Source organism: Alistipes sp. UBA6068 (genome assembly GCF_949428155.1).
Classification (GTDB): domain Bacteria; phylum Bacteroidota; class Bacteroidia; order Bacteroidales; family Rikenellaceae; genus Alistipes; species Alistipes muris.
In genome coordinates this window covers 56,550-70,044 of the sequence record NZ_CASQFS010000012.1, presented here as the reverse complement: position 1 = coordinate 70,044, position 13,495 = coordinate 56,550, and the positions used below count along the sequence as shown (strand labels likewise).

10 protein-coding genes are annotated in these 13,495 nt (G+C 47.8%); 2 read left to right on the top strand and 8 right to left on the bottom strand.

Annotated features, from left to right (window positions below; all coding sequences use genetic code 11):
* The 4 genes from QVG21_RS07970 to QVG21_RS07955 form a co-directional block, all read right to left on the bottom strand.
* A partial coding sequence (locus QVG21_RS07970; protein ID WP_287923847.1) for a type IIG restriction enzyme/methyltransferase occupies window positions 1-2,877 on the bottom strand: 2,877 nt, incomplete at its 3' end.
* Between the two features lie 93 nt (window positions 2,878-2,970).
* Window positions 2,971-3,393, bottom strand: a complete 423-nt coding sequence (locus tag QVG21_RS07965; RefSeq protein ID WP_287923844.1) for a hypothetical protein — start codon at window positions 3,391-3,393, stop codon at window positions 2,971-2,973.
* Between the two features lie 5 nt (window positions 3,394-3,398).
* Window positions 3,399-3,686: a hypothetical protein gene (locus tag QVG21_RS07960; protein ID WP_287923842.1), complete on the bottom strand. Its 288-nt coding sequence runs from the start codon at window positions 3,684-3,686 to the stop codon at window positions 3,399-3,401.
* A gap of 11 nt (window positions 3,687-3,697) precedes the next feature.
* A complete protein-coding gene (locus tag QVG21_RS07955) occupies window positions 3,698-4,000 on the bottom strand; it encodes a hypothetical protein (RefSeq protein WP_287923839.1) in 303 nt (100 codons plus the stop codon).
* Between the two features lie 1,027 nt (window positions 4,001-5,027).
* Between QVG21_RS07955 and QVG21_RS07950 the strand changes: the two genes are divergently transcribed.
* Window positions 5,028-7,676 carry a PD-(D/E)XK nuclease family protein gene (locus QVG21_RS07950; RefSeq protein WP_287923837.1) on the top strand — a complete coding sequence of 883 codons (2,649 nt, stop codon included), beginning with the start codon at window positions 5,028-5,030 and terminating at the stop codon, window positions 7,674-7,676.
* 3 nt (window positions 7,677-7,679) lie between these two features.
* A complete protein-coding gene (locus QVG21_RS07945; RefSeq protein WP_287923834.1) occupies window positions 7,680-10,841 on the top strand; it encodes a UvrD-helicase domain-containing protein in 3,162 nt (1,053 codons plus the stop codon).
* A 59-nt stretch (window positions 10,842-10,900) separates the two neighbouring features.
* Here the strand turns inward: QVG21_RS07945 and QVG21_RS07940 are convergent, their stop codons facing one another.
* The 4 genes from QVG21_RS07940 to QVG21_RS07925 all read right to left on the bottom strand — a co-directional run bounded on the left by QVG21_RS07940 (window position 10,901) and on the right by QVG21_RS07925 (window position 13,349).
* The gene (locus QVG21_RS07940; protein WP_287923832.1) at window positions 10,901-11,248 is read right to left on the bottom strand and encodes a helix-turn-helix transcriptional regulator; all 348 of its coding nucleotides are present in this window, start codon (window positions 11,246-11,248) and stop codon (window positions 10,901-10,903) included.
* Between the two features lie 232 nt (window positions 11,249-11,480).
* Window positions 11,481-12,494, bottom strand: a complete 1,014-nt coding sequence (locus QVG21_RS07935; RefSeq protein WP_287923829.1) for an AAA family ATPase — start codon at window positions 12,492-12,494, stop codon at window positions 11,481-11,483.
* A 5-nt stretch (window positions 12,495-12,499) separates the two neighbouring features.
* Entirely contained in the window at window positions 12,500-12,949 is a 450-nt protein-coding gene (locus QVG21_RS07930) for a hypothetical protein (protein ID WP_287923827.1), read from the bottom strand.
* A 4-nt stretch (window positions 12,950-12,953) separates the two neighbouring features.
* On the bottom strand, window positions 12,954-13,349 hold the full coding sequence (locus QVG21_RS07925) for a helix-turn-helix domain-containing protein (RefSeq protein ID WP_287923825.1): 396 nt from the start codon (window positions 13,347-13,349) through the stop codon (window positions 12,954-12,956).
* Window positions 13,350-13,495 lie beyond the last annotated feature (146 nt).

The window sequence follows — 13,495 nt, the reverse complement described above, 5'->3', positions numbered from 1 at the left end:
AAAATAATCGCTCAATTTATTTATCTCAAATCCATCCTTTCCGATTGAACATGAACGAGTTTCAAAGGTGTTGGCTCGTTTGGCCAGTGTAAGGATATTTACATCGACGGTCGCGGAATCGAAGACACGGGTGCCGGCGAAGTCAATCAGTTGAATCGGATCGGTATGCTCTACGAAATAACGGCGCAATGATTCTCCGTAACCGGCCCGCATCCATTTATTCGACGTGATGAAAGAAAGCAGATAGTCGGGTTTGAGCAGTTTCATACCCAGTTCGTAGAACAAACAATAAATATCTCCGGTACGCTCGTAGCTTGCATACTCCATCCGTCCAAGGATTTCGGATTCCTTGCCCATCGACTGAAGCTGGATGTACGGAGGGTTGCCGATCACACAGTCGAAACCGACGAAGTTACCCTCGTCATCCAATATTTCGGGAAACTCTATACGCCACTCGAATGCGCCGAGATACATTTTATTCGACTCGATTTCGGCGAAATACGTTTCAAGTTTTCGGATGTCCTCGTTCAGTTTCTTTTCCCGTTTACGCTTCTCCGACAGCTGTTTGGCAGTCCATTCGGAAGCAAAGAGCTCCTGTCCCTGCAAATCCGACAGCTCTCGGCGATAGCGCAAAAGGCTGGTCTGTTTGGGATCGCGGTTATTGATTTCCGTTTTGAGGGTCGTCTTGATTCTGGCAATCAATTCTTCAAGTTTGCGCTTTTCGTCCTTGCTATGCGCATTCTTGTATGCGGCAACCGTATTCTTATACTCGGCGATCGTAATTCCGGTGGAATGCAATATCTGCGAGATATTTTCTTTCAGATCAAACCGATGAAGCAGTGAGTTGCCGGATTTGATATTGATGTCGATGTTGGGCAGCGTCTCCAATTCCGTAAAATCGCTTTCCCGGGTATAATAAGCATTTTTCAGCAATTCGATCCACAAACGCAGACGGCAGATGTTTACCGAGTTGGGATTGACATCGACACCGAAAAGACAGTTCTCGATAATAATCCGCTTCTCTTTGAACAGCGCCTCTTGAATGCGCTGACACTCGGGATGGCCGGGAATATAAGTAAATGCGTCTCCTTCCGCATCGGTAACGATCAATTCATCGCTTTCGATTGCAATCTGATAATTTTGCCGTTTAATGCGCCGCCCGTCGCAATCGAGCAAAATCCCGAGGTCGAATTTCGTCGCGATGATTTCATTCAATGCCGATACAAGAAAATGCCCGGAGCCTACGGCCGGATCGCAGATGCGAATCGAATTCACGATGCGGTCGGCTCCGTGCAAATCTTCGATTTCCTTATTCTTCAGATCATCGTAATCGGTACAATGCCAGCCGAAATGTTCGTTGAATTTTTGCACAACCACCTTGCGAATCGCCTCACGGCACATATACATCGTAATTGCACCGGGCGTAAATACCGAGCCGTCGCGATGTCCGTTGATTTTCTCAAAAATAAGGCCCAGCACCGAAGCGTTGATCAGAGTCTTCGCTTTCTCTTCGATACTTTCCGTCCCCTCGCTCGCAAAATCGTAGGCATCGAGAAACTCCAGCAGATAGCGCAAAGTCGAGAGTTTACTATATCTCGGCTTATTGTTTTCTTTGAGTACGGTTCCCGACCAGACAGGCAATTCCAGATTTTCAAGATTGCTGATGCGGATTGTCGCATCCTCCAACCGGCTTACTTCGAAAAGAGAGCTGTTCAGATAGGGCACCTTGCCATAACGGCTGTTGATGGTGTCGGTTCGCGCATCTGTTTTCCGCGCAAGCACTTGAAAGAACAGCCGGTTCAGTTCATCGTAATCGGCGATATTGTCCTGATTCATAAAGGCATAGGACTTATCGCCTTTATGATATTTGATCATTTGCGCTTCCAGCAATTTGAGGAACAAGATACGGTTGATCCAGTTGATAGACAATTCCAGTGCGATGTTGAAAAGTTGGGTTTCCCGATCCGGCCCATAAGATTCCAGCTTTTCGACATGGTGCAATCGGTCTTCAGCATCGAGTACATTGATCGTATTTTCGATCATCGAAGCCTCGTTCCGTTCTGCCGGATTTTTCCGCATGATGACACGCTTTCCTTTATCCCCGACCTCTTCGAGACCCATGATATGCAGCAGCTCCGAATAGAAATTCTTGTTCAAGGAATTGCTGTCGTTTTGGAACGGAAGTTTCAGCAAATGAACAGGACTGAATATTTTGTATAATCCGATCAACTTTTCATCGTTACCGGAGCACAAGTAATCGCGGTAATCCCGAAGATCAAAATAGGTGTAGGTCAGTTCGTCCTTGACTGCGTCGATATATTTTGCAGCGATCTCCTTGTAGAAAAAATCCGTTGTATTTCCGGCAAGACTGCCCGACGAAAAATCCGCGAACTCTTTGATTAGTTTCTTATTGCTGAAGAACAGTCTTTCAAATTCGTGTGCATCGAAGACGAAATATTCGAAAATGTTGGTCGCAACAAGATATTTCAGCTGAATGTTCTTTTTCTCGACCCGTTCGCGAAGATAATACAGCACGATCTCCTGCAAAGCCTTTCGGTTAATATCGTTGCGGAGGATCATTTCGGGCGAATTGGGGGTCTTGACCTCGAATATCACTCCGATAGGAGCCTCCGAACTATCGCCGATATGAATGGCGCAATCGATGCGACCGTTCGGCGCAATTTTATATGTCGGGGCATAGAACGACATCTTCAGGAAATCCATGATGTCGCCTTTCATCTTTTCCTCCGTCTCGTTTTCTTTCAACTGGTCAAAAAGATGGTGCAATGTCTCCTTGAATCGTTCAAAATCAGCTTTTTCGATTTTGATTTGCCGATAGGCTTTATTCAGTGATTGGGAAATCTTCAGCTCGGGCATACTTATACAAAATTTATCAAAAATAATAAAAAATTCAATAATCCACGAATCCGTTGGCGCTCCTTCTTGCTACTCAATGCGCAACCACTCGTTTTATACGAGAGGGGGTGTATCCTGAGCCGACATGGCGAACACCACCGCAACGGAGTAACACCCCGAAGAGATAGCAGTATCTACATCAAGGCCCCAAATAAGGTTGGCGCCGGAAGTAAACTCCTGAACTGTTTTCAGCAAGTTGTGCACATTATCACACGACAATCTACCCTCGGCGCCATCAGAAGTAGTGCCTATCCGTACCACACTATTTCGTGCTGATTTCATGGGTAATGCCGCCAACTCATTGCGCAATTTTTCGAGCAAGTCGGGAAATGCAGTGTTTTCGATTTCGATGTATGCAAGGTCCGAAGCGTCTTTCATTGCTTCTTCAAAATCGTCCCGGAAAATCGCAACATAATCGCTATGCTCGGTCTTTTCCAGCAGCAGTTCGATTTTCTGCCAAATCGCGGTTGTATTCATGCAGTTCATAATTCGATTTCGATGATAGTTTCACCGGATTGGGAGGTATTCTGTCGCTGAAACTCTGCGAATTCGTCTTTGGAATTCATCCAAAGCAAAAACGCCTGTTTGTTGATGTAGATACGCTCCGAACGGCGGAACAATTTATCGGCAATAGTCGGAGAAACGCGAAGTGCAAACGGCCGCAACTCCTTATCCAAAGAATCGAGGGGCGCTTCTACGATAAAGTAATCTTCGTTTTCTTCTACAACGCGGACCGTCAAGCCGGAGACGTTGATTTGGATGGTTGTCATGGCATTAGGATTTAATCATCACTTTCAAGTGTTTGCTTTTTATCCCAACAATCACTACAATACCCACCGTGATTACGAACTTGAATCATCTCACTCCATTGGATAGGAATACCACACCGATCACAATTAGTTATTGTATTCATATCGACGATTTCGTCGAAAACATGCTTTTCCTTATTGGATAGGGCTCCATAGACCGCACGCCCTCCATCTACGACGCGTCGTAGGATGTCCTGTTCTTCGGGTTCCTGCTCAATTAGCAGCTCTTGAAGAAAATCAACGAAATCGGGGTCATCGAAATTTGTAATCTCCATATAATCTTTATAGTTATTAGGTAAAAGTTTTTTTGTGTAAAAAGGTATGCCCTACTATTCTTCGGGCATACTTTAGGAGATAATGAATTAATGTTCGTGTTTGCCAGAGGGGCTGTACGAACAATAGCCATAGCCAGAAGAACCACAATACACACATTTACCATAGCCCGATTCATGCTTATGCTTTTGAGAAGGACTATATGAACAATAGCCATAGCCGGAAGAACCGCAATATACACACTTATCACCAATTTGTTGGTGTTCATGTTTCCCATGAGGACTGTAACTGCAATAGCCAAAGCCGGAACTGCCACAAAATTTACACGTACTCATAACATCAAGAGTTTTTGTTGCCATCCGGCTCCTGACATGGCGGGTTAGTATGGAAACAGAAAGTGTGGAGCCGTTCGTTTATCTAACAAGAGGTTCTGACAAAACCCAAGACGAATAAACATAACACAATACCCCACACCTGTTCAGTATGGGGTAAATAAAAAATGCAGCCTCTTGGGGCGCGATATACACATACCGAAACAGATGATGAGTGTTGTCGTTATCCTCGTCTTTTTGAAACTGTCAGATTTCTTGTTAAGGATAAAAGCGAAACACTTTCATCAATATGTCTGCCGCTTGCGCGACGAGACAAAGATAGAAAATGTTTTTGCTTCGGACAACACTCATCGGGGTATTGTTGCGCAAATCTCACAGAAAACACCGTAGGAAATATTGCATGCCAAGCCGGTTCGCATCACGTGAGCGCTCTCACATGACGTTTAAGCCGACGAACCGGGAAACATGGCTATTTCCGGCATAATTTGCGAGCTCACTTTTTAGCCACTTGCTCGATAACGAATTATTCCCATGTGATACGGCTCTGTTTCAAAGATAATAAATCCGCTTCTACTTATTTCTACGAAATCTAACTAATTTTGCAAACAGAAATACCGGCAAAAGACGCAGTAGGCACCTGTTAATCAAAAATGCTGACGGCCTTGGGCATAGGAAAAAGAAACGGCACGAACTAACCATGAAGATATATTTCAATCAGCATTATTCATCGAATCCCTATGTGGACTATGCGGAAGCAGAGTGCTTCGGAACGGTTTATTGCGGAGCCGAAGGCTTACTCAGCATAATGATGCTGCACGGCGGTATCGCTGGCTCCTCCACATCAGTCGAGGAGCGGAAAACAGCATATCACAACAATATGCAGAGATGCATTGAAAACAGGCATTTATGTTATTCATCGTTTAAGCTCGACTCGTTCGCCACAAGCAATGCCGTATTGGCATGGCGCGACACGTTGGTGGCTGCCGGTTGGGACTTGAAGAACGGGGATACGCCTAAATTACAGTTTATCCGCGATATGGAACCAGCGGATATGCCTCCGGGTAACGCCGATCACTGGAACAAGGCCTTGCAACTATCTGCCGAACAGCGCATGTTCCCCGAAAATACCGAAATCATCGTCACCCAGACCCAAAAGCTCCTTGAGCCGAAGTTAGCAGCATTGTTTGCCAACCAAGAGCGATTCGGCATAACCATACGCTACCAAGCCGACGAACGAGCCCTTGCGGATGGGAATCTGGGCGAAATTCAACAATGGTTTCTCGACGAGCAATGCGGGCGCATAAACATCACTAAAAGCGACGATACATTCGAGTTGCTGCGTTTCGACAACGAGGAGGCGGCCTTGCGCTACATAGCCACCCAATCCGCCGACCGATGGTCGCTCTACTATTGTCAGCAGGCAAAACGTTTCGATAATACATTGCGATTACTCGGACAGCCGGTTTGCGGTTCGGAATTGGGGGTCTGCGAGCCACAGGTCGTACAATTATTTACGTTGGGCAATGGCGTCTTTGAATATCCGCTCAATCTCAATCGCATTCTCGCATGGCTCAATGCTCCGATTCATCCACTCGGCCGCAGTCTATGTCAAAAATTGGCCAAGGCGCTGGCTTCGTCGGGCGGTATTTGCAACATCGAATGGAACAGCGTCATCGCGCAGCACCTCGACGCCTGTGAAGATGCTAAAGAGCGCAAGAGAGAGAGGGAGAAAATAGCGACATTCCTGCCGCTGCAAACGACGGAAACGCTGGAGACGCAGCGCATCGCAGCATTCAACAAGGCGTTGGGCTCCTGGGCGAAAAGGCTGCTGTCCATGAAGGAGTTCCCCTACGACGGAATCGTCTTGGAACAACTGCGGCAGATAGATACGTATTGCAGCGCTCTGCTGGGCATACTGCAGGAGTATCGACAAGAGAGCGTCAAGTTTATCGAACTGCAACGCTGGTGTCAGAGTATCGTCTCGCCGAAATCATATACGCAATACGAAGCCGAAGCAGGCTGTCGTTGTGTTATCACGGCAGAAGGCGACATACATTCCGTGGCGGATTCGCTTGTGTGGTTTTGCATCGAAGATAACGGAGCCGGTGCATATCCGTTCGATTTTCTAACAACAGAGGAGTGTGCGGTATTGAAAGATAGCGGCACATATATTTATGATAAAACCCAATACAGCCGCATAAAGCGCGAAGCAATGGTCCAGACACTGCTTCGTACGCGCAAACTTACGATCATCGAGTGTACGAAACTCAACGGGGAGCCGTTGCGCCGCCATCCGTTGATGTTGCAGTTAAACGAAGCTGTTGACGGCGGATTGGCTTCACTGTTCATCACGCCGCAGTTGTCCGAGGAATCATTGACGGATGACAAGTCGGTGAACAACAGTTCGGACGAGCTCGTTTTGCAGCTGGAGGATGATGTTGTTATACATCCTCGCCACGAATACAATAAAGTTGAAAGTTATTCGAGTTTGGATTTGCTGATTCAGCACCCGTTCGATTATGTATGCCAGTACAATGCCGCATTGGACGATGTGGGAATCCCGACATTGGATGACCGCGACCGAACCATGGGCAATGTGGCCCACCGCATCATCGAAAAGGTCTTCGAGCACGGAACGGACAAAGCGGAACAGGGCCGACGGGTCAACGAAGAATATGACCGAATATTCAATGAGACGGTTGATAGCATAGGTCTGTTGCTGCGTCAGCGCGAATATGCTATCGACCTGAATACCATACACAAGCAGATGCGGGGAGCCTTAGGTCAATTGCAGAAGCTCATCATTGATTATAGTCTTACGGTCAATGAATGCGAGTATGAGTTCAAGACGCTCGACTGGCTGGCGGCAGGCGACGGCGTGAAACTGGCATCGCGAGCCGATATGCTGCTGACGGACACGAATGGGAACAAGGTAATCTTCGACTTCAAATGGAGCAAAAACCGCAAATCGTACGAAAAACGGATACAGAACAATTCGGCGTTGCAACTTGCAATCTATAAACATTTGGCCGAAAAAGAGTTTGGCTGCTCCGTCCGCACAGCCTATATCCTGCTGCCGGGAATGGAGTTCGTGTCGGGCGACAAATTCGATGAATATGCTCCTGTGGAACACGACACTTCCGTCGACATGATGCGGCAGGCAGCCAATGCCTACGCTTTCCGCCGGCAGCAACTCGCCGAAAGATGCATCGAACGGGCCGAAGGTTTATGCCTGGAGGAGAGCGAATATGGCGCAGCTCAGGCGGAACAAAATCTCTACCCACTGAACGCGTATGACGGAAAGATTAGCGAGAACATATTTGCGGATTTCAATAAACTGCGCTGACCAATGAAGAACGTAACCTTTATTAGTGCCGGAGCCGGCAGCGGCAAAACATACTCGCTGACCAAGCAAATAGTGGAGTTTATTAAAAACAGGACTTGCTCGGCCGACGAAATCATTCTGACGACATTTACACGTGCTGCAGCCAGCGAACTGCGCGAAAAAGTGCGATCGGCACTCTACAAGGAGGGGCTATACGACGAGGCCGTGCAGATTGACAATGCCGCCATCGGAACGATTCACTCCATATCCTACCAGCTGGTCGCACGATACTGGTATTTGTTGGGTATCAGCGCCGACGTTCGGATGATAGCCGAAGAGGATCAGGCATTCTATGTTTCTCAATCGTTGGCCTCATTACCTCGGGAAGCGGATTTATATACATTCCGCCAAATGATGCAAGCGCTGAACATTACATATCGGGATGACTACAACCGCCCGCAGCCGAATCCCGATTTTTGGAAAAGCGACCTGCAAAACATCATCGACAAAATCAATAATTTCTGCATAGATGCCGAAGGTCTCGAACGCGCCAAAGAGGTCAGCAAAGAGATGCTGGCCCAAGTGTTGAACACCAACAAGGTGACAATCGACTTCAACCCAGCGGAGGTTATTCAAAATATCGATAACCTCCTGGATGCTGCGCTTCAATTGAAGCGCAGCAAGCCGGCCGAAAAACAAAAAAAAATCAAGGAGATTAGGACTAATTTTGAAAAAAACCTCAAAAAAACGAATCCGACGACACTGAATATCCATGCACATCTGCAATTAGTCAAGGATATTAAAGCCGTTGTGACAAACGAACTCAAAAATCTAAGCCCCGAAGCCTACGACTTTTTCGATACTCTGCCGGACAAGATTCTCGCCGACCACAGGACATCGGCATTGATAACATCCTACATCGACATCATCTTCCGTCTGGCGCAGGAGTGGCAGGATGAATACAAGAAGTTCAAGGATGAGCGCCGTCTGCTCGACTTCAACGATGTACAGCGCTATTTCACCGAGCTGCTCGAACGCCCCGAAGTCATCGGAGAGATTCGAAGCCGTTACAAAGTTGCGTTGGTCGACGAGTTTCAGGACTGTTCGCCGCAACAGGTGCGCTTTTTTCAGCGGCTTTCCGAACTGATGCAGCGCAGCGTGTGGGTCGGCGACATCAAGCAGGCGATTTATAACTTCCGCGGCTCGGATACAACCCTTGTCAAGAGCGTAATCGATCAAGCGGACAAGTGTGAGGACGGGAACGAATTGCGGCGCCTCGAATACTGCTGGCGTTCCAACAAGGCAATCGTTGATTTTACCAATTCAGTTTTCGTAGAAGTGTTCAAGAACTCGCTGCCAAAAGAGCTTGTGAAGCTCGATATGCCAAAGGCTGCTGATTATCAGGCGCCAGCGGATCGAGAACTGTACCATTGGCATTTCAATGTCAACAAAGCAGACGAACGCTTCGATGCTCTGACCGCCCAAATCAAGAAGCTACACGAAACCGAAGGACTGGAATTCAAGGATATAGCCATACTGTGCCGCAAAAACGCAGAAGTATCTAAATATGCACAGGCACTGAATGTCGCCGGAATACCCTATAGGATAGCCAATGATGCGAATAACGGGCAGCAAAATCCGATTTTCGACTTTTTGACGGCGCTTGTTTCCGTTGCAGCATACAGCTGCAACTCTCTTTCGCAAGCATTGATTGCCTACTATACGGAACAAGGGTATACAGCAGCCAAAATTCTTTCCGACCGTCTGCGTTACATGGAATCGGGCGGTGATGGGAAATGGCTTGCCGACGTGAGCCTGTTTCGGAAAATATCGAAACTTTCGAAGATTATCGGCAATCAGTCCGTTGCATCGGCCGTTGAAACATTGATCGTCGAACTGAATGCCTATGACTTAATCCAGCGCATCGAACCGAAAGCCGACGCATACGACTACTGCCAAATTTTCATTGCAGCAGCCCGAAGCTATGAAGAGCAATGCGCCAATCTGGGTCTCGGATGCTCGCTGGTGGGATTTGTCGACTTTGTGCGACAGTATGGTCTCGGCCAGTCGGGCGATGAAAATGGCGTAACGGTGCTGACATACCATAAATCCAAAGGTTTGGAGTGGAAATGCGTAATTCTCTGCTCGCTCGACAGCGAAGAAGTCCAGATGAAAAATGTCTTTTCTGGCATACAAGTACTTCGCGAAACAGACCGGGCGACCGTTACGCTTTTCCCGGCCGCGTTGTTTGACTTATGTACCAATACGGTAAAGGGCCGGATATCGGAGAATGATAATTACAAACAGTTGGAATCGGCAACATCAGAGGAGGCTAAACGGCTGATGTATGTCGGCATGACCCGCCCGAAAGAGTTGCTCATTACGACTTCGGCCAAAGCGTCGAAAAAGAGTTACAACACAAGATGGCTGGAGCAAATTACGGGTATTGACATGAGCCCACAGGAATGCAAGGATAAATACCTAATGTGGTTCGGCAATAAATTTCGTTATAGACAAATCGAATACGCGGAACCCACGGATGATATTACCAATGCAAAGGAGTCTATCTCATTCAAAGCATTGAAAACTCCCTCCGAGCGGCAGACCTATGATTTACGTGATATACGACCAAGCCAGGAAGCACCATCGCAAAAGTTGCAAAATGTAGCAATTGCCGCAACCTTTGCCGAAAGATTGCATGTTGCTTCTGAGAATGATACGGTATTGGGAAACTGCCTGCATCATCTGATGTGCATTTATCAAGACGATGCTGCATTTGCAAGCAAAGCGACACAACTTGCAGAAAAATACGGTATCGCTCTCGATGGTGCATTGTTCATGGATTCGGTGCGTGCGTTTTACGCTTGGCTGAAAGACACTTATGGTATTTCCTCAACCGTCGAGCGGGAAATTCCATTCCGATTCCGTCGCGAAACCGGACAGATTGTCCAAGGTGAAATCGATATGATTTATCGTACGGACAATGGCGATGTACTGATCGATTATAAAAGCTATCAAGGCGCTGTCGACAATCTTACAAATCCGGATAGTGATTTTTATGCCGGTAAATACAGCGGTCAGATTGCGCTTTATGACGAGGCGATGCAGCGAGCCGGCCGTATAGTCAGAGACAGATTAATATGTTATCTGTCGCTCGGCAAAATCGCACGAATACATTTAGGATAGACATGCATCACGTGAGCGCTCTCACATGACGTTTAAGCCGACGAAACCGGGAAACATGGCTATTTCCGGCATAATTTGCGGGCGCACGTTTTATCCTCTTGCTCAATGGCAGGTATGCGTTGACTTTGGAACCAGTCGAGAATATCTTTCCGCAGGAAATAAAGTTTGCGCCCGCCGCGATCAAGTTTGCAAAACGGAATTTTACCCTGATGGACCAATTTGTAAATAGTGGACTTGCTGCAACCCATTAACCGAACGACCTTTTCGAGATTCATAACTTCTTTGTCCGAGGATTGAACCGAGGTCGGATTTTCCATGATGCACCAAAAAAGAGTCCAAAGTTCTTTTAGTTGTCCTACAGTCAACGTAGCAATCGGAGTGTCGTCCGTAATTAAATCATTTTTCATAAGAAAAGAATTAAGTTTTACTTGATTTCTTTTCTCAGATATATGATGAGAATCCAAACAGAGTGAGCATAAGAAAACCGCCCCAAAATCAGATGATTTCGGAGCGGGCGCGCACATCGGACAAGAAAAATTTCCAGCCGTTTGGGGCGGGTGGGGTCACAAAGTCACACCCCTATATAAGGGGTTGTGACTGTGACCCGCCTCCCACAAGCCTGTAACGAGACATAGATATTCAGAAAGGTTCATCGTGCAACTCGGGTTGTGAAACCTCGACTTGCGACCCCGGAAGGTAATAACCGCCTGCTTGGTTCTTCACGATATTACCGGCCTTGACAGCACGGGAGATTTTCATCTTGGCCCCGCTCTCTTTTACATTCAACCGTTCACGAATCAAGTCCGCCAGCTCCGAATGCGCATAGACCTTTCCCCGCTCCATGACCTCGGCGAATACGTCCTCTTTCGGTTGAGGAGCCGGCAGACCGCACGACTCCGGTAGGCCGGCCGCATTGATCTGGAATGCGAACTCCGAAAACGGCTCGTTGCGGCAATACTGCGGCGAAACGACGGAAGTATCGCCGTCGGCTTTCACGAGCATGACCGTTTCAGCCTTACGGAGCAATGCCGAACCGAGGTGTCCACGAGCTTTTTCGCCGCCGGGATTGCTATGCAACACGCAAAGGATGTGATTGTCGTACTCACTGCTCCATCGCATCAATTCGCACGTCAAAGCCTCGGATTCGTGCAAGTCATTGGGATCGTTGCAGAGGTCGGCCACACCGTCGATAATCAACAGATCGGGCTTATACCGTCGTAGAATTTCGGAAGCAACCTCCTTGCGCTGGTCGGGCGTCAATTCCCGCAGAGCCGCAACGATTAGTTTATCGTGGTTGCGGTCAGTGGGTAGTCCGATGCTCCGAAGAATCCGCCGGGCGATCTTATGGACGTGGGCTTTCGACTGCTCTGTATCGATATAGACCACCTTGCCCGTAGCGGGCGTATCGAACCCCATGAACTCCGAATCGGAAAGGAAGCCCGAAGCCACGGCACACGTCAAAAAAGTCTTTCTTGACTTGGCCAATCCTACCACGGCGGAGACATTACCCCGAGAAGCGATTAAATTACCCCGAATTCGCACGATCGGCTGCGGATCGGGCACTCGTTCGGACAAGTCGATAATAAGTGCCGAAATGTCGATTTTAGCGCTTTGCTCCGGCTTGCTCATGATACAATCATCTACGAATCCCATACCGCCTACATTTTGAGGTGATCGAGACCTTCGAGAATCAAGTCGAACGCATACCTGACACTCGGAGAATCGGCCGGATTGTGTGTAATGATGGCCCGGCGGTCGCACGCCTCGATTTCCAACAATTCGTACAACCCTTTTTGCGAGTCGTCGAACTTTGTGGTATAGATTAAATCAGCCAATCCGATACGCTTGATTTCGGGATTGGATGTTAGTCTCATGCCCACAATCAATGCGTCGTCCCGGTTCTCGACATTCAAGGCTTTCCATATCGTATCACGCAACAAGATTAGCAACTGATTATCTACGCCGCTGTCGTTGAGGTCTACGCAGTTCTCCAACGCCTTGATTTGCTCCTCCAATTTGTTGATGACATAAGGTTTTGCATCCGGTCGCTGACGGTAACGGGCCAGCTCCTGCTGCTTATCGAGCTTGATCGTTTCGAGGGTTTCCATAAGACTACCCGATTTTAAAAGTGCCGCACGAATGCGCGGAACGACCTTTGTTTTCAACACCTCGAGCAATCCGCAATGCGGCCTCCGAACGCTTCAACGCAGGACGCGTCAGACGCTCGTCAATCCACACAAGCAACTCCTTTTTCGAGAAGACCGTACGTCGTCCGAACTTGCGATAGGGAATCGAATTTTTGTAGATAAGATTGTAGAGCGAAGACCGTGTAGTGGGGATGCCCTGTTCAGTCAGAAACCGGGCTGCATTCTCAACGGTCATGCCGTCCGTTTCGACGGCTTCGTTCTTGCGCCGGAAGTCAGCGAGTTTCGGAATGATGGCGCAGACCGCTTCGTCGATGATGGTTTTCAGCTGCGCTGGAGTAGTTACAATTACGGAATGATCCATAACTTTACACTATTTAACGATTTGACATTTCCCGCCGGCCGAGCGGGTTGCTCAACGTTGATAGTGCAAAGGTGAGGAATACGAATCCAAAACGTAAATAGCGGATAACCAAGTACTAAATGCCAATAAATGTAAACGGCATGCCC